Genomic DNA, 21,987 nt, shown 5'->3' with positions numbered 1-21,987 from the left:
TCCTCGTTCTCATCAAGCGTTGACAGGCAGACACTGCCGGCTAGGTTTCCGGGAAACAAAATTTCCGAGGGGTGAAACTTCGTGCCCGAAGCTAACGCTTCGAGAATGGGAGCCCTTATGCTTGACCGAATTGCCAAACCCAGGATTGTTCTCTGCGCCCTGACCATGACCCTGGCGCTCGCATCTCCACCCGCCCATGCATTCGAGGCGGCGACAGCCTACCAGCCCATTTTCGAGACGGCGGCGGCCAAGACAGTAACGTTGAGCGGCCACGACCTGACCATCGACCAGGTCATCGACATCGCCCGCAACGGCGCCAAGGTCGAACTCAGCCCGGAAGCGCTGCAGCGCTCGGCGGATGCCTACGGCCTGCTGCTCGAGGGTGCCGCCGAAGGTATCACGATCTACTGGTTCAACCGTGGCGCCGGCGACCAGCGCGAAACGGTGATCTTCTCCGGCGACCCGACGACGCCGGAAAACAGCAAGCTCCTCAAGGATCAGCAGCTCGCCCGCTTCAAGGGCGGGGTCAACAGAGGCTACGGGCCGGAGCTGCAGGAGGAGGCGCTCGTGCGCGCGATCATGGCGATCCGCGCCAACACCATGTCCTACGAAGCCGCCAGCCCGCAGCTGACGCATATGCTCCTCGACATGCTGAACAAGCGGGTGACGCCGGTCGTGCAATCGCGCGGCACGCTCGGCGAAGGTGACCTCGCGACACTCGGCAATATCGGCGCGGCCATGGTCGGCGAAGGCGAGGCCTACCTCAACGGCGTTCGCATGCCGGCCGCGCAGGCCCTTTCGCAGGCGGGCCTGAAGCCGCTCGAACCGTTCGCCGCCGACCAGGCCGCGCTGATCAGCAGCAATGCCTACGCGCAGGCACAGGCGGTGCTTTTGCTGGAAGACGCGCGAAAACTGCTGGAATGGACCGACCTCAGCTACGCCATGGGACTGAACGGCATGAATTCCAGCGTGACGCCGATATCGGTGCCGGTGCAATCCATGCGGCCTTACCCGTGGCTGACATGGGATGCGGCGAGGAACATGGACATGATCAAGGGCAGCTATCTCTTCGATGAGGATGCGGCCCGCATCATCCAGGACCCGGAAAGCATACGCGCCTCCAGCCAGCGTCAGGGCTCGGCCTGGCAGGCCTGGGCGGATCTGCGCCAATCCGTGCTGCTCTCCATCAACTCGTCGGATCACAATCCGGCCGTGCTGCCGGGCCTGACGCCGCAGAGCTCGCCGGAGCTGAACACGCCGCAATTCATGAAATATTACATCAAGGGCGGACCGCTGAGTAACGGCAAGTCCGGCTATATCTTCTCCAACGCCAACTGGGATCCTTATCCCATGGCCAATCAGGTCGAGGCTTTCATCATCTCTCTCACCAATCTTGGCGTCGCGGTGGCGCAGCGCATCGAGCGCTTCCGCAATCCCTTCTTCACCGTGGTCAAGCCGGCCGATGTGCTGAAGCCCGAAGAGCGCAAGGATATCCCGACCTTCGACGGCTATCTGCCGACCGATCTCTGGCAGGAACTGGCCGACCTCGGCACGCCGGTGACACCGAATGGCCAGGCCATCGTCGCCACCGTCGAGGACCTCGAAGCGCAGACCCGCATCAAGACGCAACGCGCCCGCGAGGCGGTCGACCTGTCGTTTCACCTGCTGGCTCAGGACCTGTTGACGGCAAGCTATTGGATGGAAATCCGCAAGGCGCAGAACCCGCAGCGGAAATTCGGTGAGGCGCCAACCGCGGCGCTCGAGGCGCTGCGCCAGGTGATCCCCTGGCATCAAGCGGCGTCGGAACGGCAAAAGCGGCCGCTCGGCATGGTCGCCTATGATTTCATGCTGGGGAACCCGGCCTCGAAATTCTACCCCGGCGGACCGCAGGCGCCGAAGAGTGCCGCATTTCCGACGGCCGGCGTTCTGCCCAAGCGATGAAGGCCGCCGCAAGGCGGGTATCCAGGAACCGATGCCCACCTTCAGGACGGTCGAGTAGCATATGGCGATCACCTCGCGGAGACGAATATTAGCGCTGGCGAATTTTCATTGCCTGCCGGTCATTTTGGTCCGATGATCGGCAGCGGCATGACCGCATGTCGGTTCGATGCCGCTGATCAGGGAGGAGAGCATGGCAAAGTTTCTCTACATCTATCATGGCTCGGGCAAGATGCCGGCGAACGAAGCGGACCGCAAAGCAATGACCGACGCCTGGACAGGCTGGTTCGGAAAACTCGGCTCGGCCGTGGTAGAGCGCGGCAATCCTGTCGGCATGTCGAAGACGGTGCTGCCCGGCGGCAAGGTCGAGAACAATGGCGGCAGCAACCCGACCGGCGGCTATTCGATCATCGAAGCGAAGGACATCGATGACGCTGCCCGCAAGGCCAGGGAGTGTCCGATTCTGATGGAGCCGAACTGCAACGTCGAGATCGCGCCGATCATCAATATGATGGGCTGACGCCTGCTTAGAGCAATTCCAGGAAAAGTGTGAAGCGGTTTTCCCCGGAAACGCGCGTAGCGCTTTCCCTAAGGAATTGCGTTAAAAAAGAGCTAGAGCGGTTCGACGTTTTCATGAAACGGCGAACTGCCCTAGGACCGCGCCGCGATGGCCGCCGCGGCACCGGCCATTGTCGTGGCGCTGACGCGGTTGGCGATCTTCATGGCGCGCTTGCTCCTGAGCAGCTTGCGCGCCTGCGAGGCGGCAAGCACCCAGGCGAGATCGATGGCGATCAGCACCACCGCCATGGTCGCCGTCAGTTCGACCCAGCCGACGAGGCTGACCGAAGCGAGGTCTATGATGGTCGGCAACAGCGCCAGATAGAACATCATGATCTTGGGATTGCCGAGCGTGACGGCCATGCCGGCGAAGAACAGCTTGCCGGCCGAATCCTCGCGCGGCATCTCGCCTTCCTTGGCGTCGACGGGCGCCGTCCACATCTTCCAGGCGAGGTAGGCGAGATAGGCGACGCCAACCCATTTCACCATGACGAAAGCGAGATGGAAGGTCTGCGCCACCACCGCTAGCCCGAACACAGCCAGCGACAGCCAGATGCCTTCGCCGATCCACATGGCAAGCAGGAACGGAAACACATCGCGAAACCCTTTCGAGATGACGCGCGCGACGAGCGCCGCGATGGACGGACCGGGCGAACCGGCGGCCACGAACAAGGCGGCGGCGAAGATCAGCAGTGAGGCGAGGTGCATGGCGAGGGTCTCTGCGTCGGGGCTCGATCAGCCACAATAACCCAACAGCTGCGGCTCTGGCAAAGGCAAGACAATATGGGCCATGGGCGCTGACCTGCCGCGTGCTTGCGGAGCCCCTTGCAGACCCGGCGTCACGCCGCTAGAAGGGCTGCCGCGAAACAATTTCGAGCCTCACTTTGCCTCAGTAACCGCCGGTCTCGTCAACTCCCCCGACACACCTGCATGGCGCCGCATCAGCAGTGCCTGTTTCGTTTTCATGTGTTCTTCTGGGCGGCGGTTCGAGACCGGTTTGGCACTGCTGAACCGCTGTCGCGCGCTTTTGCCCAGCGACAGCTGTATTCACATCCTCCGCAGCCACCCGCCACGCCGCGCCCGCATGGGCATCTCGACATCGCCGACCGGATGAACTTCCCGACGGGAAGGACTTACCGGCATGTCTTCGGCCCTGCGCATCCACTGGACGATCGCGCCTGAAATCGCACCACGCCCCCTGATCAACTGCAATCGCTGCGGCTGCGTGAAAGCCTATCGCTGCAGCGGGAAATTCCGCGTCAACGCCAACGGCAAGCGCATCGACGTGTGGCTGATCTATCGTTGCGTCGATTGCGACAATTCCTGGAATGTCGGTATTTTCGAGCGCTGCAACCGCCGCGACATCGCGCCGGCGCTGCTCGCGGCACTCGAAAGCAATGATCCGGCACTGGTCCGGAGCCATGCCTTCGACATCGTTGCCCTGCGCAAACACGTGGGGCGCGTCGAGGAGTTCCCTGACGCCGCCGTGCGCAAGCAGGTGATCGGCGAGATGAAGGAAGACGCGACGGCGCTGGAACTCCGGCTCGGTCTGGAAATGCCGGTATCGCTGAGGCTCGACCGGCTGCTTGCCAACGAACTTCGCATCTCGCGGTCGCGGCTTCAGGCACTGGACGAACGGAGGCTGCTGACCATCGAGCCGGATGGAGCAAAGGCCCTGCGCAAACCAGCCCGAGAGGGAGCGACAACCCGCATCGATCTCGCCGGCGAGCCTGACCGGCGGACCATCATCTCGGCCGCGGGTGGATGAACGAAAAAGGGCGGAAGCACAGGTGCTCCGCCCTCTCAACTCTCGAAAAAGGAAACCCTTACGCCGCGCCGACCGCCTTGGACGACTTCTCGAAACGCTTACGCTCGTTCGGGTCGAGATAGAGCTTGCGCAGGCGGATGGTCTTCGGCGTCACCTCGACCAGCTCGTCGTCCTGGATCCAGGCCAATGCGCGCTCCAGCGTCATGCGGATCGGCGGGGTGAGCTTGACCGCTTCATCCTTGCCGGCGGCGCGGATGTTGGTCAGTTTCTTGCCCTTCAGCACGTTCACTTCGAGATCGTTGTCCCGGCTGTGGATGCCGATGATCATGCCCTGATAGACCTTGACGCCCGGATCGATGACCATCGGGCCACGGTCTTCCAGGTTCCACATGGCATAGGCGACCGACTCGCCCTGCTCGTTGGAGATCAGCACGCCGTTGGTGCGGCCGGGCAATTCGCCCTTGTAGGGTTCGTAAGCATGGAACAGCCGGTTCATCACGGCGGTGCCGCGCGTATCGGTCAAAAGTTCCGACTGGTAGCCGATCAGACCGCGCGTCGGCGCGTGGAAGACGATACGCTGGCGGTTGCCGCCCGACGGGCGCAGTTCGACCATTTCGGCCTTGCGTTCCGACATCTTCTGCACGACGACGCCGGCATGCTCCTCGTCGACGTCGATCACAACTTCCTCGACCGGCTCCAGCAATTCGCCATTCTCGCCCTTCTGCATGACGACGCGCGGACGCGAGACGGCGATTTCAAAGCCTTCGCGGCGCATCGTCTCGATCAGCACGGCGAGCTGCAATTCGCCACGTCCGGAGACGAAGAACGAATCCTTGTCGGGCGATTCCTCGATCTTGAGCGCGACATTGCCTTCGGCTTCCCGAAGCAACCGGTCGCGAATGACGCGGCTGGTCACCTTGTCGCCTTCGGTGCCGGCCAGCGGGCTGTCGTTGACGAGGAAGGACATGGTCACGGTCGGTGGATCGATCGGCTGTGCATGCAGCGCCTCGGTCACCGCCAGGTCGCAGAACGTGTCGGCGACGGTCCCCTTGGACAGGCCGGCAATGGCGACGATGTCACCCGCCTGGGCTTCTTCGATCGGCTGGCGCTCGAGGCCACGGAAAGCGAGGATCTTGGAGATGCGGCCGGTTTCGATCTGGGTGCCGTCATTGTGCAGCACCTTGACCGCCTGGTTGGACTTCAGCGTGCCGCTCTCGATGCGGCCGGTGATGATGCGTCCGAGGAACGGATTGGCTTCCAGGATGGTGCCGATCATGCGGAACGGACCGGGATGGACGGTCGGCGCCGGCACATGCTTGATGACGAGGTCGAACAACGGCGCGAGCTGCTGGTCCTTGGGCCCTTCCGGGTTTTCCGACACCCAGCCGTCGCGGCCCGAACCATAGAGGATCGGGAAATCGAGCTGCTCGTCGGTGGCGTCGAGCGCGGCGAACAGGTCGAACACCTCGTTGACCACCTCGACATGGCGCGCGTCGGGACGGTCGATCTTGTTGATGACGACGATCGGCTTCAAGCCGACCTTGAGCGCCTTGCCGACGACGAACTTGGTCTGCGGCATCGGCCCTTCGGCGGCGTCGACCAGCACGATGGCCGAATCCACCATCGACAGGATGCGCTCGACCTCACCGCCGAAATCGGCGTGGCCGGGGGTATCGACGATGTTGATGCGGGTGTCCTTCCAGTCGACCGAGGTCGCCTTGGCCAGGATGGTGATGCCGCGTTCCTTTTCGAGATCGTTGGAATCCATGGCACGCTCGGCGACGCGCTGGTTGTCACGGAAGGAGCCGGACTGTTTCAAAAGCTGGTCGACCAGGGTGGTCTTTCCATGGTCGACGTGCGCGATGATCGCGATATTACGGAGGTTCATGATTCTGGTCTCGGAAGCGTTGCAGGCAGCAGGCCAAAGGCGCTGCCTCTTTCGGTTGCGCGGCTCATACAGGGTTTTTCGCAGTTGCGAAAGGGGACGCGCGCCACCAAATACTCATCAAATCTTAAGCATCTGCGTGTGAAATGATTTTGTTAACCAAGGCGGGAACCTTTTCAGGCCCCGGGCAGTTCGAACGTCATGACCGATAAACTCAACCGATTTTGGCCGCTGATCGCGTCCGCTGCCTTTGCCGTCCTGCTGGCGGCCAACGCCGCGCAGTCGGCCGCGACGCTGAAGGAAGCGCGGTCTGTCCTGCCTGATAATACGCCTTCCGCGCAGCAGGCCTTTGCCGACGCGCCCGACGGCGTCGACCCGGTAGTGACCGGCCCGGTCAGCGCCGCCTTCAAGCAGAGACAGGCCAGCGCCAACTGCGATGCGGCGGTTTGGCCCAACATTCCAATGGTCTGCTACCCCGACTGAGACGCCTCTCGCGCCAGTTCTTACACGCTGAGGCGTGTTGAGATTCAGGTCAGGCCGAGCCGAAAACAGTGACTTTCGAGAACCGGAGCGGAGCGTACTTTTGTACGTGAGCACCGGAAGCGCAGGAAGCCGCCGTTTGCAGGCCGGCCTCACCTGAATATCGACGCGCCTCAAGCCGCCTGCGGTTCCGGATCGAAGGCCGGTCGGCTGGTGTTGATCAGGAGCGAAATACAGGCCGCCGCGATTGCCGTCATGCCGGCAATCAGGAACGCCAGTTCGTAATTGCCCTGCAGCTCACGCATGGTGCCGCCGAAGGCGGCGGCGGTGGCGGCACCCACCTGGTGGCCGGCGACGATCCAGCCGAACACGATCGGCCCGCTGCGGTCGCCGAAGGCTTCGTTGGCCAGCCGCAGCGTCGGGGGCACTGTGGCGATCCAGTCGAGGCCGTAGAGCACGGCGAAGATGATCAGGCTGGTCGCCGAGAACCCGGAATAGGGCAGATAAATCAGCGACAGGCCACGGATGGCATAGTAGACGCCGAGCAGCTTGCGCGGGTCGAAACGGTCGGTGAGCCAGCCTGACAGCGTGGTGCCGATCAGGTCGAAAATGCCCATCATCGACAGCAGGCCGGCGGCCTGCACCTCGCCAATGCCCATGTCGCCGCAGAACGCGATCAGATGCGTGCCAACCAGCCCGTTGGTGGTGAAGCCGCAGACGAAGAAGGTGGCGAACAGGTACCAGAACACCCGCGTGCCGGCGGCGCGGCGCAACGTGTTGAGCGTATGCGCCAGGAAATTGCCTTGTGCCGCGGGCGAAGTCGGCGGAACGTCATCCGCCTCGGCGCCATAGCGCACCATGCCGATCGAGGCCGGGCGCTCCGGCACCAGCAGCCAGACCAGGGGGATCAACGCAGCGGTAGCGATCGCGACGGCGATGACAACGGGCTGCCAGCCGCCGGCTTGCGCCAGCGAGGCGATCAGCGGCAGGAAGACCAGCATGCCGGTGGCGCTGGAGGCCGACATCAGCCCCATGACAAGGCCGCGATTGGTCTTGAACCAGCGGTTGACGATGGTGGCGCCGAGCACGCTGGCGACGGCGCCGGATCCGATGCCGGAAAAAACGCCCCAGGTGATGAACAGATGCCAGGGCTTGGTCATCAGCAGGCTGAGCGTGGTCGAACCTGACATCACCACCAGCGATGCAAGCAGCGTGCGGCGCAGCCCGATGCGCTCCATCAGTGCTGCTGCGAACGGACCGGTCAGCCCGTAGAGCAGGATGCCGACGCCCGCGGCCAGCGAAATGACGTCGCGTCGCCAGCCGAAACTGTTTTCCAGCGGCAGCATCATGACGGAAGGCGCCGAGCGCAGGCCGGCGGCGATCAGCAGGCAAAGGAAGATGACGCCAACCACGACGAAAGCGTAGCGCTGGCCAAATGGACGGGATTGAGCTATCATGTTACTGACCGGTACGTTGCAAGGTGGGAGCATGTATCGTACCGATCGGTAACATTGTCAATCGAGTCCCATGATGCCAAGCGACAAAAAAATTGAACTGACCATCAGAGACGGTCATGCTTCCGCGCCACCCAAGGCCGCCAAGAAGATCCTCGACGTAGCCTATGACCTGTTCTACCGGCGAGGTATCAGGGCGATCGGCGTCGACGAAATCGTCAAGCGCGCCGGCGTCACCAAGCCCAGCCTCTATCGCAGCTTTCCCTCCAAGGACGAGCTGGCCGCCTCCTACCTCAGGCAATACGATCTTGAATACTGGGAGCGTTTCGATGAGGCCGTTGCCGCCTATCCCGGCGACCCGCGCGCGCAGATCAAGGCTTTCCTGACCCGCATCGGCAAGCGAACGCAAGTGGCGGACTATCGCGGCTGCGGCATGACCAATGCGGCGGTCGAATATCCCGACCACAGCCATCCGGCCCGCGTCGTCAGTGAGGCCAACAAGCAGGAATTGCGCCGCCGCCTGCGCGCCATGGCGGCGGCGATGGGCGCGCAAGACCCTGACACGCTGGGCGACGGGCTGCTGCTGCTGATCGAAGGCGCCTATATCAGCGGCCAGCTGTTCGGCCTTGGCGGACCGGCGCAGTCGGTTGCCCGCAACGCCGACCTGCTGATCGAAGCGAGCTTGAAGAAATAGCGATTGGCGATACGCTGGGACGACCTCCAACGGAGATCTCCGCGATGCGCAGCCTGTTGATCCCGCTTACCTTCGCCGGCCTCTGCCAGGCGGCACAAGCCGGCGAGATATCCAGCGCCTACACCGACCTCGACTGGAAAAAGGACTGCGTGACCTATGCGCAGGCCGAGCAGGGCGACGGCGACTGGGCCGACCTCGCCTGCTCCGGTTATCGCGGCTATTCCGTGCTGATCGGATATGACGACGCCCGCGAATCGCTGTTCTACGGCTTTCCGCCCGGCGGCGACATGACGTCCGCCTGGGAAAGTTTTTCGGCCTTGAATTCGTCCGGAGCCAAGGTCGAGTGGCGCATCGAAACCAATGGCGACAAAGCCGTGCCATTCGCGGTCATCCACCGCCGCTCGATCAGCGATCCCGAGGACGAGACCAAGAAGACCGAGGTGCTGCTCGTCGCCAAGGTCGCCCAGATGGACGCCCGTGACGGCTGCACCGTCGGCCTGGTGCTGGCCACCGGCAACCTCACCGCCAACGACCAGGCGCGCAAGATCGCCGATGAAAAGGCGAAGGGCTTCGCCCGCGGCAAGGACAAGCGCGTGGTGGTCGGCAACGTGCCGGCTTTCGGCCGGGTCGATAACTGAGGACGTCGCCGAAGCGCCGCTTCGCGGCTGCTCCGCCCTGGCATGACGAAGTCGGGTTACCTACTTGCTCGCCTTCGCCCGGTCGATCGCGTCCATGATCATCTTCTTGGCATATTTGGAATCGTGCCAGCCCTCGATCTTGACCCATTTGCCGGGTTCGAGATCCTTGTAGTGCTCGAAAAAGTGCTGCACCTGCTGGCGCGTGATGTCGGGCAGCTGCGTGTATTCGGTGACGTTCTCGTAGCGCAGTGTCAGCTTCGGTGACGGCACCGCGATGATCTTCTCGTCCTGGCCGGCATTGTCTTCCATGATCAGCACGCCGATAGGCCGCACGTTGATGACGCAGCCCGGCACCAAAGCGCGCGTGTTGCAGACCAGCACGTCGATCGGGTCGCCGTCGCCCGACAGCGTGTGCGGCACGAAGCCGTAATTGCCGGGATAGCGCATCGAGGTGTGCAGGAAGCGGTCGACGAACAGCGTGCCGGCCTCCTTGTCCATCTCGTACTTGATCGGCTCGCCGCCAATCGGCACCTCGATGATGACGTTGACGTCGTCAGGCGGATTCTTTCCAGTGGCTATGGCTTCGATGCGCATGGCTTTTTGTCCCTCTCTCGATCGGCAGGAGATAGCGGGCGGCGCAAAATGGTGCAATGCGGCGAATGGTGCTTAGATGCATCCGGTGAGACGCGATGGCGCTCTACGCGTTCAATCATCGGCACAAGATGTTTCAGCGCCGTGATTTTGGGTTAGTCGGGGACTCCGCCTTCCGAATATCCCCGGCGGTCACTCCCAGACGAAGGCGACCTTCTTGAGCGCCTTCTGCTCGAAAATCTCGACGCCTTCGGCGATGTCGCGGCCGCCGGCCCCGGCATAGAAGGCAAGTGCGTTCTGGTTGTCTTCCAGCGCCCACACCACCATGCCTTTCAGCCCATGGTCGGCGAGACGTGCCCTGGCCGCCGAAAACAGGCGCCTGCCGAGCCCGATGCCCTGGTATTCAGGGCGCAGGTACAATTCGTAGATCTCGCCCTGCTGCTTGAGTTCCTTGGCGCGGTTCTTGCCGATCGTCGCATAGCCGGCGATCTTGCCACCGATCTCGACGACCAGCACGGTGGCGGCGCGGCGGATGGCATTGGCCCACCAGTCGGCGCCACGGCGGTTGATCATCGATGTCAGCGTGCGGTGCGGAATGATGCCGGAATAGGCGCCCCGCCAAGCTTCCAGATGCACCTCGGCAATGGCGCCGGCATCGCGCGGGTCTGCCTTCCGGATGTCGATCGTCAGCGTATTCATGATTTGTTAACCATAAACCCGCATTGCCCGATTGCAAGAGTCCGGGCGGCCGATGGTGCGCTTTCGCACAGACGATCCATGACGCTGGTGACATCCAGCAAAGCCTGTCAGGAATCCGGCTGAGGAGCGTTTGCGGGCGAGCTTTCAGATCTCGACCAGATGGTCGTCCAGCTCGTTGGTATCGCCTTGCGTGACCGGGAAGTGCTCGGCCAGCACCGCCCCCACCTGCTCGATCGCCGTGACGAAGCCGTCGGCGAGCCGGTCGTCGCCGGCATGCGCGGTGAGATCACGCACCACTCCGTCCCACAAATGCTGGCCGACTTTGGCGTCGATGCCTGAATCGGCGACCACCTCGGCATAGCGTTCGGCGATCGAGACGAAGATCAGCACGCCGGTGCGCGCCGTGGTGCGGTGGACGTTGCGGGCGAGGAACTGCTTGACCGCATTGGCGTGTGCGGCCTGATAGCGCAGCCGACGCGGCACCATATGGATGCGCAGGCCGGGCAGCGTCCACAGCAGGGCGAGCACGCAGGCCAGCGCCAGCAACTCAGCTATGACGAAATGCGGCAGGCGGATGGTGAGCCACCAGGCCTCCAGCCCATAGGCGACCACGAGGCTGACGACCAGCATGCCGAGTGTCGCCATCAAGGCCGCAGGGGCGAAATAGCCATCGCTGGCATGCGCCACGACGCAATAGATTTCGCCGTCGGTCCTGGATTCCGCCGACCGGATCGCAGCGGCGATCCGCTCATGATCCTGTGGGCTGATCGGTCGTGTTGCCATGATCTTGTCTCACCAGCTTCCTGAAGAACCGCCACCGCCGGACGAGCCGCCGCCACCCGAAAACCCGCCGCCGCCGCTGCTTGACCCCGAAGACCACCCGCCGCCGGAACTGCCCGAGGACCAGCCGCCGCCCGACCCCGTCGTCCAACCGCTGATGCGCGTGGATCCGCCCGCTCCCTGGCCATAACGAAACGTCATGCCCAGCCATCTATACACGCCCGGCGACAGCTTCGTGCCGAACATCGGCGGCAGGAATGCCATTGCCAGGCCGCCGAAGAACATCGTCGCCCACAGGATCAGGAACACGGCGACGACCGGGTCCATGGGAGTGCTGCTGTCGGCGGGATTGCGCTTGCCGCGCGCCTCCAGCTCCTCCGGATTGCCCTCCAGCACCATGATCATGTCGTCGACGGCCTTCGAGATGCCGCCGGAGAAATCGCCGGCGCGGAAGGCCGGCACCATGTCGTTCTCGATGACCAGCTTGGTGTGCAGGTCGGTCAGCGTGCCTTCCAGCCCATAGCCGACCTCGATGCGCATCTTGCGGTCGTTGGGCGCGACCAGAAGCAGAACGCCGTTGTTCTCCTTGGCCTGGCCGAGCTTCCAGAAGCGGAACAGCCGGTTGGCGTAGGGTTCGATCTCCTCGCCGCCGAGGCTGGGGATGGTGGCGACGACGATCTGGTCCGAGCCCTTGGTTTCGAAGTCCGCCAGCTTCTGCGTCAGCGCCGCCTTGGTCGCGGCATCGATGATGCCGGCATTGTCGACCACGCGGCCCGTGAGCGCCGGCAGATCGGCAGCGAAGGCGGTTAGGGGCAAGAGGAGGAAAAGGCAGAATAACGCGCCAAGAAAAACCAGGTTGGCGTTCTGTCGCGCCCCCCTCTGTCCTGCCGGACATCTCCCCCTCAAGGGGAGAGATTGGATGTCATACAGGGTTTCGCCAATCGCCAGGCATTGAGAGCGGAAGCCGGCCGCAAAGCTGCCAATCCCCTTTGAGGGAGAGGTGTCCGGCAGGACAGAGGGGGGTGTTTGCACGCCAGCGATCCGTCTTTTCGCGGAATTTATTTCGATGACAGTCGCCGTTCACCCGCCCTGCTTCGTGCCGAAATCGACCTTCGGCGGCTGCATCTTGTCTTCCTCTACGGTGAAGTTGGCGAAGGGCTCGCTGCCGCGGAACCAGAAGGTCGCCCACAGCACCGACGGGAACGTCTTCAGCGTCAGATTGTAGTCCCTGACGGCCTGGATGTAGTCGCGCCGCGCCACCGCGATGCGGTTCTCCGTGCCTTCGAGCTGCGCCTGCAGCGCCAGGAAATTCTGGTTGGCCTTGAGGTCGGGATAGGCCTCCGACACCGCGATCAGCCGCGAAAGTGCGCTGGTCAGCCCTGCCTGGGCATCCTGGAACTTCTTGAGCGCTTCCGGATCCTTCAGCGTTTCCGGCGTTACCGTGATCTGCGTCGCCTTGGCCCGCGCCTGGACAACGGCGTCGAGCGTGTCCTTTTCATGCGAGGCATAGCCTTTGACCGTCTCGACCAGATTGGGGATGAGGTCGGCGCGGCGCTGATACTGGTTCAACACCTCGCTCCATGCCGCCCTGGCGTTTTCTTCCGCCGTCGGGATCGTGTTGTAGCCGCAGCCGGCAAGCAGCGGCAGCACGATTGCCATCATCAGGAAGGCGGGCAGCGTGCGGAATGTCGATGGTCGAGCAAGGCGCTGGGCAGGCATGATGGGGGTCCCTCGATAGAAGTTGCATCCGAAGCATTACCACAATCGGCGCGCAAGAAAACGGCCCCGACCTCTGCAGCAGGCCCGGCATGGATCGCCCCCGCGCAAGGCTCTGTGATTGGCCGCGCGAACGCGATAAGGTTCCACCAAAACGGGACATCATCATGCCGGAAGGCCAGGACAGCGACAGGGAATCGCGCCGTATCCTCCAGCGCGTCGCGCAGGAGACCGATCCGGCCGGCAACTCTTTCGTGGCACGGACGACAAAAGGCATGCGCGACCACGTCTCCGCGGCCGATGCCGACCGCTCGGACCCGATCGAAGTCTGGGGTACGCGCGTTGGCAGGATACTCGGCCTGCTTCTGGCGCTGGGCTTGATGGTCTGGCTCGTGCTTTTCCTCACCCGGGGCAGCTAGGAATCAAAAAACAATGAGCGCCGAAAAAACCGACGCGCCGCGCGCGGTCATTGTCATTTCCAGCCATGTCGCGCGTGGCTCGGTCGGCAACCGTGCCGCCGTCTTTGCGCTGGAGACGCTGGGTTTTCCGGTCTGGGCGGTGCCGACAATTATCCTGCCATGGCATCCCGGCCATGGCCGCGCGACCCGCATCGTGCCGCCGCTCGACCAGTTCAAGGCGCTGATGGCCGATCTGGAGCGCGCGCCGTGGCTCTGTGAGGTAGGTGCCGTGCTGTCGGGCTATCTCGGCGAGGCCGGCCAGGCCGAGGCGGTCGCCTCTCTGGTCTCCGCGGTCAAGGCGAGGACGCCCGACGCCGTCTACATCTGCGATCCGGTGATGGGCGATTCCGGTGGCCTCTATGTGCCCGAGCCCACCGCCGCCGTCATGCGCGACCGGCTGATGCCGATCGCCGACATCGCCACTCCCAACCGCTATGAGCTGGAATGGATGGCCGGCGCGCCGCTGCCCGACCTGAAATCGGTGATCTCGGCGGCACTCCATGCCGGACCGTCGACCATGCTGGTCACCTCGGCACCGTCGATGATTTCAGGCGGCACCGGCAATCTGCTGCTCGACGGCACCCAGGCGCTGCTCGCCGAACACCGCCTGATCGAGAAGCCGCCGAACGGCCTGGGCGACCTGACCGCGGCGGTCTACCTGGCGCGCATCCTGTCCGGCCAGCCGGCGATCAAGGCGCTGCAGTCGACCACGGCGGCGGTCTACGAGATCCTGGCACGCACGGCAAAACGCGGCGGCGACGAGTTGCAGCTCGAGACCGATGCGCAGAGCCTGTCGCACCCGATGGCCATGGTCCAGCTGCGCCACCTCACGCATCCGGGGCGGGACCGCCGGGCGTGACCCCGGCCAAAGTCGTGCTCGTCGGCGCCGATGGCTGCAAGGCCGGCTGGATCGCCGTGCTGCGCGAACCCGGTTCGACACCTCGTAACCCCGACGCCGCGCCTTCGGTCGATGTCTTCCCCACCTTCGCCGCCCTGCTGGCGGCGATCCCCGATGATGCGGTCGTCGCCGTCGACATGCCGATCGGCCTACCGGAATTTTCGCAAAAGGGCGGGCGCGGACCGGAGGCGCAGGTGCGGCCGCTGCTCGGCGCGCGCCAGTCCAGCGTCTTTTCGATCCCATCGCGCGCCGCGCTCTATGCCGACACCGGCGATTTCACCACGACCGAAGCCTGGTACGCGGCACATCTCAGGGCAAGCGACGTGGCCAGGACGACATCGGACCCTCCGCGCGGCGTTTCCATCCAGGCCTTCGGCATCTTCTCGAAAATCCGCGAGATCGACGCGTTGCTGATCGCGCGGCCCGAGCTGCGCGGCCGTGTCTTCGAATCGCACCCGGAAGTCGCCTTCTGCCGCCTGAACGGCGATCGGGCCATGCTGTTGCCGAAGAAGATCAAGGGCAGCGTCAATCCAGCCGGCATGGCGGAACGCAAGGCGCTGCTTTGCCGGCACGGCTATGACATGGACTTCCTCGACCAGCCGCCGCCACGTGGTGCGGCCGCCGATGATTTCCTCGATGCGGCGGCCATGATGCTGATCGCCGGCCGCATCGTTGGCGGCAAAGCAAAACCGTTTCCCAACCCGCCGCTCGCTGACGGTTTTGGCATACCGGTCGCGATCTGGGCGTGACAAAGTCGGCGGGCGTTCCCGCTTTGGCGCATGACATTTATGGCCAGCCCCCGCAATTCTGCATTGCTCGCAGCGGGCTTTTGCCGTTAGAGCCTTTCCTCGACCGCAACGAGCTTCCGCCTCCAACCGGAAAGGCCTTAGCCGCCCATGCCTCATCTTCCCGACCACCTCCTCGCCGGCTACCGCAATTTCATGAACGGCCGCTACCTCACCGAGAGCGGCCGCTATCGCGAGCTCGCCCGCGAAGGCCAGGCGCCCGAGACCATGATCGTCGCCTGTTGCGACTCCCGATCCGCGCCCGAGGCGATCTTCGACGCCGGCCCCGGCGAACTTTTCGTCCTGCGCAATGTCGGCAATCTGGTGCCGCCTTACGAGCCGGACGGCGAGTTCCATTCGACCTCGGCGGCGCTCGAATTCGCCGTGCAGAGCCTCAAGGTCAAGAACATCGTCGTCATGGGCCACGGCCGCTGCGGCGGCATTCGCGCCGCGCTCGACCCCAATTCCGCGCCGCTGTCTCCCGGCGACTTCATCGGCAAATGGATGAGCCTGATCGCGCCGGCTGCCGAGACGGTGTCGGCCAGCACCTTCATGACGGCGACAGAGCGCCAGACGGCCCTCGAGCGCATCTCGGTCCGCTATTCCATCGCCAATCTCAGGACCTTTCCCTGCGTCTCGATCCTCGAGGGCAAGGGGCGGCTGTCGCTGCACGGAGCGTGGTTCGACATTTCGACCGGCGAGCTCTGGGTGATGAACAAGGAGACCGGCGATTTCGAGCGGCCGGTGCTGGAATGAACGGGGCCGCGCGCCAGCTGACGGACGTCCGGCCGGTCGTCTTCACGGCAGCGGTATTGCTGTTGGCGATCATGGCCGCTCGCGCCGATGACCGCGCCATCATCGGCCGCTGGTATTCGGCGCTGCTGGTCGCCGATCGCACCGAACTGGCGGACCTGCTCGCCGACGACGTCCGCATCAAACTCGACGACCTCGGCGTCGTCCAGAGCAAACAGGAATTCATCGCTTCGCTCGACGAATGGAAAGGTGCGGTTGCCGGTGCTGCTATCCGCCACCGCATCGAGAAGAGCGAAGGCGGGGTCACCACCGTGATCGCCTGCTACGATTTCCCCAACAATGACATGCTGATGCAGGAAACCTTCGCGGTGAGCGACAACCGAATCACCGCCAGCTCGCAAGCCGCGATCGCCGAAACCTGCGAGGGCTACTGAGGCGGAGCGGCCAACTGGTATATTGCGGGTCAGCAGGCAGCGTCCTACATCGGTGATACCCTCCTTCCTGACGCCAGCGAAAGACCCTCCATGCCTTCCACGAAAGTCGTCGATCTTGCCGCCCATCCGTTGACCGCGTGGCGAGGCCCGCTCGGCCTGCCCGATTTTGCCCATATTGGCGACGGTGATTTTTCCCCCGTCTTCGACGCCGCGCTGAAGGCGCATGAGGCGGAGATCGACGCGATCGCCACCAACCAGGAAGTACCGACCATCGAGAACACGCTTGCCGCGCTGGAACTTGGCGGCGAGGCGCTCGATCATGTCTCGTCGATCTTCTGGTGCCGCGCCGGCGCTTACACCAACGAGACGATCCAGGCGCTGGAGCGCGACATTTCGCCGAAGATGTCGAGGCACTTCTCGGCGATCTCGATGAACGAGAAGCTGTTTGCCCGCATCGACGACCTCTACCAGCGCCGCGAAGCTCTGAAGCTCGATCCCGAAACGCTGCGCGTCCTGGAGAAGACATGGAAAGGCTTCGTGCGTTCCGGCGCCAAACTCGACGCCGACGGCAAGATACGATTGGCCAAGATCAACGAGGAGCTGTCGTCGCTCGGCACGACTTTCGGTCAGAACGTGCTGGCCGACGAGCGCGACTGGGCGCTGTTCCTCGACGAGGCCGACCTCGCCGGCCTGCCGGATTTCGTGAAAAGTTCGATGGCCGAGGCCGCCGAGATGCGCGGCCGGAAGGGCCGCTACGCCGTCACCCTGTCGCGCTCGATCTACGAGCCGTTCACGACCTTCTCGGAACGCCGCGACCTGCGCGAGATCGCCTATCGCGCCTTCACCATGCGCGGCCAGAATGGCGGCGCGTCCGACAACACGACCGTGGTGCGCGACATGCTGAAGCTGCGCGCCGAAAAGGCGAAGCTGCTCGGCTACGCCTCCTTCGCCGCGCTCAAGCTCGACGACACCATGGCCAAGACGCCGATGGCGGTGCATGCGCTGCTCGACCCGGTCTGGGAAAAGGCGCTGGAAAAAGCCGCCGCCGACCAGAAGGAGCTGGAGCGGCTGGCGGCGAAAGCCGGCAGCAACGAAAAATTCGCCGCCTGGGACTGGCGTTTCTACCAGGAGAAGCTGCGCGCGGAAAAGTTCGCTTTCGACGAGGCGGAACTGAAACCCTATCTGCAGCTCGACCGCATCATCGATGCCTGTTTGGATGTGGCGACACGGCTGTTCGGCATCACCTTCCAGGAGAAGAAGGGCATCGCCGCCTGGCATCCGGACGCGCGAGTCTTCGTGGTGAAGAACGCCGACGGCAGCGAGCGCGGCCTGTTCCTGGCCGACTATTTCGCGCGGCCCTCGAAGCGTTCCGGCGCCTGGATGAGCGCGCTGAAGTCTGGCTACAAGCTCGGACATGGCTCGCAGCCGGTGATCTACAACATCATGAACTTCGCCAAGCCGCCGGCGGGCGAACCGGCCCTGCTGTCGGTCGACGAGGCGAAGACCTTGTTCCACGAGTTTGGCCATGCGCTCCACGGCATGCTGACCGACGTTACCTGGCCGTCGGTGTCCGGCACCTCGGTCAGCCGCGACTTCGTTGAATTGCCCTCGCAGCTCTACGAGCACTGGCTGACGGTGCCGGCGGTGCTGGAAAAGCACGCGCTGCATGTCAAGACCGGCAAGCCGATGCCGCAGGCGCTGCTCGACAAGATGCTGGCCACGCGCACTTTCGGCGCCGGCTTCGCCACCGTCGAGTTCACCGCTTCGGCCTTGATCGACATGGCCTACCATGCACGGCCCGATGCGCCGGAAGAGCCGCTTCGTTTCGAAGCCGAAACATTGGAAAAGCTCGACATGCCCGGCACGATCGCTATGCGCCATCGCACCCCGCATTTCGGCCATGTCTTTGCGGGCGAGGGCTATTCGGCCGGCTATTATTCCTACATGTGGTCCGAGGTGCTCGACGCCGATGCCTTCGCCGCCTTCGAGGAAACAGGTGATCCCTTCAACCCGGCGCTGGCCGAGCGGCTGAGGAAGAACATCTATGCCGCCGGCGGCTCGAAGGACCCTGAGGAGCTTTACACGGCCTTTCGCGGCAAGATGCCTTCGCCGGAAGCAATGATGGTCAAGCGCGGATTGGTGTGATTAGCCGATCTCCCCCCTCGTGGGGGAGATTGGCAGCGTCGCCCGCGGCACCCTTCCAAGGGTCAGCCACCCTTGGCCACACTGGCCGGGTCAGCTTCGTGTAATTCGTCGCCGCCGGATTGCTGGGATACGAACTCAGCGCCGCGACATAGATGATCTCGGCGGCGATCGGCTCGAAGCCCGCGTAGAAATGATTCGTTGATTTGATCAGCAGTATGTCCTTCGTCAGCGGATCGACGCCGATGTTGGAAAAGATATCGGGCTCGAAGGTCTGCGTGCGATTGGTGTTCAGGATCACATCGACCTCGGTGCCTTCGATGCGCACCACCGCTGAGGGTCCCAATGTCACGCGGCTCGGACCGAAACTCTGCCAGCCTTCCCCAACGGCCTTTAACACCGTCACGCGCGCATCGATCGGCTCGCCCGCCTGCGGCCCGGCCTTGCCGCCGAAGCGCAGGTCGATGACCGCGCCCTCGCCCGCTGCCTGGCAGAAAGTCACCGCGATCGGATCCCAGATCGTCGCCACGCCGACGCTTGTGATGCCCCGCGCCAGCAGTTCGCGAAGCACGATGGTGCCGTCGCCGGGAACGCCGCCGCCGGGATTATCCCAGATGTCGGCGATGACCACGGGCTTGCCGGGATTTTCGGCGCGAACGGCCAGCGCCCGATCGATGCCGTCGGCCGCGCTCAGCATGGCCATCGCCGTCGTTTCGCGCATGGCATAGAGCTCGCGTCCCAGCCGCTCGGCCAGCGCATCGCCTTTGGCCTTGTCATCGTTGGTGACGACAAGGATGCGCGTGCCCATTTCGGGCACGTCCGCGGCCATGAAGCCATGGATGACCGAGACCGACAGCACGCCGTCCTTGCCGTGCAGCGCCTTGATGCGGTCGACGAAGGAGCGCATCGGTTCGCGGCTGGTCGGCAGCACCTGGATCATGCGGCAGTCGAAGGTCGAGATGACGGGTTTGATCTCGCCGCGCGCCGCGGCAAGTCCAAGTTCGACGACATGCTCGCCGCGCTCGTAGAAATCGGTGTGCGGGAATTCGAGGAAGTAGGCCATGATGTCGGACGCCGCCACGCGCTTCGGCGTCAGATGGCTGTGGGGATCGAACTCGCAGGCGATCACCACGCCGGGCCCGACAATGCCGCGCACGCGCTCCAGCAGATCGCCCTCGCAATCATCATAACCCTGCGCCACCATGGCGCCATGCAGGCCCAAAATGACGGCATCGACCGGAAGTGCCGCCTTGAGCTGGCCGAGTATCTCGTCGCGTAGCGCTTCATAAGTCTGCCGCTGCACGAGACCGCCGGGCTCGGCCCAGGTCGCGGTGCCCTCGATCACGGTCAGCCCTTCCGCGGCCGCGCGACGGCGCAGCGCCACGATCGGCGAGGAACACAGGGTCGGCGTTTCCGGATGCTTGCCCGGCCCGGCATAGAACGCCATCTCGAACGAGGCCCGGTCGGTCGGCACCGGCGAGAAGGTGTTTGTTTCCGTCGCCAGCGAGGCGGTGAAGACGCGCATGAAAGCTCCGTAGACTTCTTGTTTTTCGCAATTCCGGGCGGAAAACCGCCGCGCACTTTTCCTGGACTTGCTGGGATCGCTACTTGACCGCCCCGAGCGCCAGCCCCCGAACGAGATAACGCTGCAGCCAGATGAACAGGATCGCCACCGGCAAAGTGGCCAGCAGCGTCGCGGCCATGACGTGATGCCATTCGATCGTGTAGCGGCCGGCGACCAAAGAGAACACCTGGATCGGCAGCGTGTAGCTCTCCTGGCTGCGCAGCATGGTCAGCGCCACGACGAATTCGTTCCAGGCGTTGATGAAGGTGAAGATCGCCGTCACCGCGATCGCCGGCAGGCAGAGCGGCAGAAACACTTTGCGCAGCGTCAGCCAGCGGCCGGCGCCTTCCATCCAGGCCGCCTCCTCGAGGTCACGCGGAATGGTGTCGAAATAGCTCTGCAGCATCCAGACCGTGAAGGCGACGTTGAAGGCCATGTAGATGAAGCCGAGCGCGGTGGTCGATTCGACCAGCCCCCAGGCGGCCATCAGCCGGAACAGGCCGAGCACCAGCACGATCGGCGAGATCATCTGCGAGATCAGCAGGAACTGGCGGAAGGCGCCGTAACCGGCAAAGCGAAAGCGCGACATCGCGTAAGCCGCCGGCACCGAGATCAAGATGGCGCCGACGGTGGCGATCACCGAGACATAGAGTGAATTGGCCAGCGCCTGGCCGAAGCCGGTCGCCACCCACATGTCGGAAAAATTCGACCAGCGGAACTCGCTCGGCCACCATGTGGGTGTCAGCACCTCGGTCCGTGGCTTGACCGCCGTCAGGAACATCACCGCGAAGGGAAAGATCGTCACCACGATCAAGGGCGCCAGCAGCAGCCAGGCGATGACGGTGCGCTTCAGCTTGCCAGTCATGCGCGCTGCTCCCGCATCGCGAGGCGCACATAGATCATGGTGAAGATCAGCAATATGGCGAACATCACCAGCGACACCCCCGAAGCTTCGCCGAGTTTGCCGATGCGGAACGCGAGCTTGTAGAGATGGGTGACCAGGATGTCGGTCGAGTTGGCCGGCCCGCCCTGCGTCATCACCCAGATGATCGGGAACGAGTTGAAGACGTAGATGGTGTTGAGCACGATGGCGATGTTGATGAACGGCTTCAGCAGCGGAAAGGTGATCTCGCGGAACTGCTGCAGCGGCGTTGCCCCTTCCAGTGCGGCCGCCTCGTAGAGATCGTCCGGGATCGACGACAGGCCGCCGAGGAAGATCGTGGTGGTGAACGGCACCGTCACCAAGATGCCGATCAGAACCTGCATCGGAAAGGCGGTTTCGGCCTGTGCCAGCCACTGGATGTTGTGGTCGATCAGGCCAAGCCCGATCAGCGCCGAATTCAGCATGCCGCTTTCGCCGCTCAGCGCCCAGCGCCAGACCACCGCCGTCATGGTCAGCGACACCGCCCAGGGCAGCATGATGATGACACGGGCAAGGCCCCGGCCATAGAAATCGGTGTTGAGGATCATCGCCACCGGGATCGAGAGCAGCAGCGCGCCGCCGACCACCAGCACGGTCCACAGCCCCGTGCGCCAGAGTGCGGCGACAAAATCGGGATCGGCCGTCAGCGCGGCGAAATTGGCAAGGCCGCTGAACTCGCGCAACTGACCGAAGCGGTTGACGTCATGCGTCGCGATCTGGATCAGGTCCCAGACCGGCCAGAAGATGACCACCGCCGCCAGGAACAGGCTGGGCAAGGTCAGGAGATAGGGCAGGAAGCGATTTTGCATCGGCTTGGGTTGAGTCCCGGT

At 63.8% G+C, this 21,987-nt stretch carries 24 protein-coding genes; 13 read left to right on the top strand and 11 right to left on the bottom strand.

Annotated elements, in window-relative coordinates; all coding sequences use genetic code 11:
- The first annotated feature begins 117 nt into the window (after window positions 1-117).
- Window positions 118-1,941: an aromatic amino acid ammonia-lyase gene (locus O7A60_RS06575; RefSeq protein ID WP_337105591.1), complete on the top strand. Its 1,824-nt coding sequence runs from the start codon at window positions 118-120 to the stop codon at window positions 1,939-1,941.
- Window positions 1,942-2,131: 190 nt separating this feature from the next.
- Entirely contained in the window at window positions 2,132-2,458 is a 327-nt protein-coding gene (locus tag O7A60_RS06570; protein WP_337105590.1) for a YciI family protein, read from the top strand.
- Window positions 2,459-2,589: 131 nt separating this feature from the next.
- On the opposite strand, the gene O7A60_RS06565 is transcribed toward O7A60_RS06570, so the two are convergent.
- Window positions 2,590-3,204, bottom strand: coding sequence for a LysE family translocator (locus O7A60_RS06565; protein ID WP_337105589.1), 615 nt, complete (start codon window positions 3,202-3,204; stop codon window positions 2,590-2,592).
- Between the two features lie 222 nt (window positions 3,205-3,426).
- Between O7A60_RS06565 and O7A60_RS06560 the strand changes: the two genes are divergently transcribed.
- Together O7A60_RS06560 and O7A60_RS06555 are read left to right on the top strand one after the other, a co-directional pair.
- Entirely contained in the window at window positions 3,427-3,678 is a 252-nt protein-coding gene (locus O7A60_RS06560; protein ID WP_337105588.1) for a hypothetical protein, read from the top strand.
- The gene (locus O7A60_RS06555; protein ID WP_337105587.1) at window positions 3,638-4,264 is read left to right on the top strand and encodes a DUF1062 domain-containing protein; all 627 of its coding nucleotides are present in this window, start codon (window positions 3,638-3,640) and stop codon (window positions 4,262-4,264) included. Before O7A60_RS06560 ends, O7A60_RS06555 begins: the two co-directional genes overlap by 41 nt.
- Before the next feature lie 58 nt (window positions 4,265-4,322).
- On the opposite strand, the gene typA is transcribed toward O7A60_RS06555, so the two are convergent.
- The gene (typA, locus tag O7A60_RS06550; RefSeq protein WP_027145159.1) at window positions 4,323-6,152 is read right to left on the bottom strand and encodes a translational GTPase TypA; all 1,830 of its coding nucleotides are present in this window, start codon (window positions 6,150-6,152) and stop codon (window positions 4,323-4,325) included.
- Between the two features lie 198 nt (window positions 6,153-6,350).
- Between typA and O7A60_RS06545 the strand changes: the two genes are divergently transcribed.
- Window positions 6,351-6,632 carry a hypothetical protein gene (locus O7A60_RS06545; RefSeq protein WP_140503924.1) on the top strand — a complete coding sequence of 94 codons (282 nt, stop codon included), beginning with the start codon at window positions 6,351-6,353 and terminating at the stop codon, window positions 6,630-6,632.
- A gap of 170 nt (window positions 6,633-6,802) precedes the next feature.
- Here the strand turns inward: O7A60_RS06545 and O7A60_RS06540 are convergent, their stop codons facing one another.
- Entirely contained in the window at window positions 6,803-8,086 is a 1,284-nt protein-coding gene (locus O7A60_RS06540; RefSeq protein WP_337105586.1) for an MFS transporter, read from the bottom strand.
- Between the two features lie 73 nt (window positions 8,087-8,159).
- Between O7A60_RS06540 and O7A60_RS06535 the strand changes: the two genes are divergently transcribed.
- A complete protein-coding gene (locus O7A60_RS06535; protein ID WP_337105585.1) occupies window positions 8,160-8,777 on the top strand; it encodes a TetR/AcrR family transcriptional regulator in 618 nt (205 codons plus the stop codon).
- 44 nt (window positions 8,778-8,821) lie between these two features.
- A complete protein-coding gene (locus O7A60_RS06530) occupies window positions 8,822-9,415 on the top strand; it encodes a hypothetical protein (protein WP_337105584.1) in 594 nt (197 codons plus the stop codon).
- A gap of 60 nt (window positions 9,416-9,475) precedes the next feature.
- Here the strand turns inward: O7A60_RS06530 and ppa are convergent, their stop codons facing one another.
- The 5 genes from ppa to O7A60_RS06505 form a co-directional block, all read right to left on the bottom strand.
- Window positions 9,476-10,009 carry an inorganic diphosphatase gene (gene ppa, locus O7A60_RS06525; protein ID WP_140503932.1) on the bottom strand — a complete coding sequence of 178 codons (534 nt, stop codon included), beginning with the start codon at window positions 10,007-10,009 and terminating at the stop codon, window positions 9,476-9,478.
- A gap of 189 nt (window positions 10,010-10,198) precedes the next feature.
- Window positions 10,199-10,705, bottom strand: a complete 507-nt coding sequence (locus tag O7A60_RS06520) for a GNAT family N-acetyltransferase (RefSeq protein WP_027146749.1) — start codon at window positions 10,703-10,705, stop codon at window positions 10,199-10,201.
- Window positions 10,706-10,849: 144 nt separating this feature from the next.
- Complete coding sequence (locus O7A60_RS06515) at window positions 10,850-11,488, bottom strand: TPM domain-containing protein (RefSeq protein WP_337105583.1); 639 nt, start codon at window positions 11,486-11,488, stop codon at window positions 10,850-10,852.
- Window positions 11,489-11,497: 9 nt separating this feature from the next.
- Complete coding sequence (locus tag O7A60_RS06510; RefSeq protein WP_337105803.1) at window positions 11,498-12,340, bottom strand: TPM domain-containing protein; 843 nt, start codon at window positions 12,338-12,340, stop codon at window positions 11,498-11,500.
- A 225-nt stretch (window positions 12,341-12,565) separates the two neighbouring features.
- The gene (locus O7A60_RS06505) at window positions 12,566-13,204 is read right to left on the bottom strand and encodes a LemA family protein (RefSeq protein WP_337105582.1); all 639 of its coding nucleotides are present in this window, start codon (window positions 13,202-13,204) and stop codon (window positions 12,566-12,568) included.
- A gap of 164 nt (window positions 13,205-13,368) precedes the next feature.
- On the opposite strand from O7A60_RS06505, the gene O7A60_RS06500 reads away from it, so the two are divergent.
- The 6 genes from O7A60_RS06500 (at window position 13,369) to O7A60_RS06475 (ending at window position 18,674) form a co-directional block, all read left to right on the top strand.
- Window positions 13,369-13,620, top strand: a complete 252-nt coding sequence (locus tag O7A60_RS06500; protein WP_337105581.1) for a hypothetical protein — start codon at window positions 13,369-13,371, stop codon at window positions 13,618-13,620.
- Window positions 13,621-13,633: 13 nt separating this feature from the next.
- Window positions 13,634-14,518 carry a pyridoxal kinase PdxY gene (pdxY, locus tag O7A60_RS06495; RefSeq protein ID WP_337105580.1) on the top strand — a complete coding sequence of 295 codons (885 nt, stop codon included), beginning with the start codon at window positions 13,634-13,636 and terminating at the stop codon, window positions 14,516-14,518.
- Window positions 14,515-15,306, top strand: coding sequence for a DUF429 domain-containing protein (locus O7A60_RS06490; protein ID WP_337105579.1), 792 nt, complete (start codon window positions 14,515-14,517; stop codon window positions 15,304-15,306). The genes pdxY and O7A60_RS06490 overlap by 4 nt, the downstream gene beginning before the upstream one ends.
- 147 nt (window positions 15,307-15,453) lie before the next feature.
- Window positions 15,454-16,098, top strand: coding sequence for a carbonic anhydrase (locus O7A60_RS06485; RefSeq protein ID WP_027144539.1), 645 nt, complete (start codon window positions 15,454-15,456; stop codon window positions 16,096-16,098).
- Window positions 16,095-16,529 (top strand): nuclear transport factor 2 family protein, encoded by a 435-nt coding sequence (locus tag O7A60_RS06480; protein WP_337105578.1) that lies wholly within the window; start codon window positions 16,095-16,097, stop codon window positions 16,527-16,529. The genes O7A60_RS06485 and O7A60_RS06480 overlap by 4 nt, the downstream gene beginning before the upstream one ends.
- Window positions 16,530-16,619: 90 nt before the next feature.
- Window positions 16,620-18,674, top strand: a complete 2,055-nt coding sequence (locus O7A60_RS06475; RefSeq protein WP_337105577.1) for a M3 family metallopeptidase — start codon at window positions 16,620-16,622, stop codon at window positions 18,672-18,674.
- On the opposite strand, the gene O7A60_RS06470 is transcribed toward O7A60_RS06475, so the two are convergent.
- From O7A60_RS06470 to O7A60_RS06460, 3 genes are all read right to left on the bottom strand, one after another.
- Window positions 18,655-20,196, bottom strand: a complete 1,542-nt coding sequence (locus O7A60_RS06470; RefSeq protein ID WP_337105576.1) for a M81 family metallopeptidase — start codon at window positions 20,194-20,196, stop codon at window positions 18,655-18,657. The two genes, O7A60_RS06475 and O7A60_RS06470, sit on opposite strands and share 20 nt — an antisense overlap.
- A 79-nt stretch (window positions 20,197-20,275) precedes the next feature.
- Complete coding sequence (locus O7A60_RS06465; protein WP_140811112.1) at window positions 20,276-21,100, bottom strand: carbohydrate ABC transporter permease; 825 nt, start codon at window positions 21,098-21,100, stop codon at window positions 20,276-20,278.
- Entirely contained in the window at window positions 21,097-21,966 is an 870-nt protein-coding gene (locus O7A60_RS06460; protein ID WP_337105575.1) for a carbohydrate ABC transporter permease, read from the bottom strand. Before O7A60_RS06460 ends, O7A60_RS06465 begins: the two co-directional genes overlap by 4 nt.
- Window positions 21,967-21,987 lie beyond the last annotated feature (21 nt).

The sequence above is a fragment of the Mesorhizobium salmacidum (SeqCode) genome, from assembly GCF_037179605.1.
Taxonomy (GTDB): domain Bacteria; phylum Pseudomonadota; class Alphaproteobacteria; order Rhizobiales; family Rhizobiaceae; genus Mesorhizobium; species Mesorhizobium salmacidum.
This window is presented reverse-complemented; position numbering and strand designations above follow the sequence as displayed.

Coding starts and splice junctions, on each gene's coding strand:
- O7A60_RS06575 (WP_337105591.1), top strand. CDS start 118: ATGCTTGACCGAATTGCCAAACCCAGGATTGTTCTCTGCGCCCTGACC.
- O7A60_RS06570 (WP_337105590.1), top strand. CDS start 2,132: ATGGCAAAGTTTCTCTACATCTATCATGGCTCGGGCAAGATGCCGGCG.
- O7A60_RS06565 (WP_337105589.1), bottom strand. CDS start 3,204: ATGCACCTCGCCTCACTGCTGATCTTCGCCGCCGCCTTGTTCGTGGCC.
- O7A60_RS06560 (WP_337105588.1), top strand. CDS start 3,427: ATGGCGCCGCATCAGCAGTGCCTGTTTCGTTTTCATGTGTTCTTCTGG.
- O7A60_RS06555 (WP_337105587.1), top strand. CDS start 3,638: ATGTCTTCGGCCCTGCGCATCCACTGGACGATCGCGCCTGAAATCGCA.
- typA (WP_027145159.1), bottom strand. CDS start 6,152: ATGAACCTCCGTAATATCGCGATCATCGCGCACGTCGACCATGGAAAG.
- O7A60_RS06545 (WP_140503924.1), top strand. CDS start 6,351: ATGACCGATAAACTCAACCGATTTTGGCCGCTGATCGCGTCCGCTGCC.
- O7A60_RS06540 (WP_337105586.1), bottom strand. CDS start 8,086: ATGATAGCTCAATCCCGTCCATTTGGCCAGCGCTACGCTTTCGTCGTG.
- O7A60_RS06535 (WP_337105585.1), top strand. CDS start 8,160: ATGCCAAGCGACAAAAAAATTGAACTGACCATCAGAGACGGTCATGCT.
- O7A60_RS06530 (WP_337105584.1), top strand. CDS start 8,822: ATGCGCAGCCTGTTGATCCCGCTTACCTTCGCCGGCCTCTGCCAGGCG.
- ppa (WP_140503932.1), bottom strand. CDS start 10,009: ATGCGCATCGAAGCCATAGCCACTGGAAAGAATCCGCCTGACGACGTC.
- O7A60_RS06520 (WP_027146749.1), bottom strand. CDS start 10,705: ATGAATACGCTGACGATCGACATCCGGAAGGCAGACCCGCGCGATGCC.
- O7A60_RS06515 (WP_337105583.1), bottom strand. CDS start 11,488: ATGGCAACACGACCGATCAGCCCACAGGATCATGAGCGGATCGCCGCT.
- O7A60_RS06505 (WP_337105582.1), bottom strand. CDS start 13,204: ATGCCTGCCCAGCGCCTTGCTCGACCATCGACATTCCGCACGCTGCCC.
- O7A60_RS06500 (WP_337105581.1), top strand. CDS start 13,369: ATGCCGGAAGGCCAGGACAGCGACAGGGAATCGCGCCGTATCCTCCAG.
- pdxY (WP_337105580.1), top strand. CDS start 13,634: ATGAGCGCCGAAAAAACCGACGCGCCGCGCGCGGTCATTGTCATTTCC.
- O7A60_RS06485 (WP_027144539.1), top strand. CDS start 15,454: ATGCCTCATCTTCCCGACCACCTCCTCGCCGGCTACCGCAATTTCATG.
- O7A60_RS06480 (WP_337105578.1), top strand. CDS start 16,095: ATGAACGGGGCCGCGCGCCAGCTGACGGACGTCCGGCCGGTCGTCTTC.
- O7A60_RS06475 (WP_337105577.1), top strand. CDS start 16,620: ATGCCTTCCACGAAAGTCGTCGATCTTGCCGCCCATCCGTTGACCGCG.
- O7A60_RS06470 (WP_337105576.1), bottom strand. CDS start 20,196: ATGCGCGTCTTCACCGCCTCGCTGGCGACGGAAACAAACACCTTCTCG.
- O7A60_RS06465 (WP_140811112.1), bottom strand. CDS start 21,100: ATGACTGGCAAGCTGAAGCGCACCGTCATCGCCTGGCTGCTGCTGGCG.
- O7A60_RS06460 (WP_337105575.1), bottom strand. CDS start 21,966: ATGCAAAATCGCTTCCTGCCCTATCTCCTGACCTTGCCCAGCCTGTTC.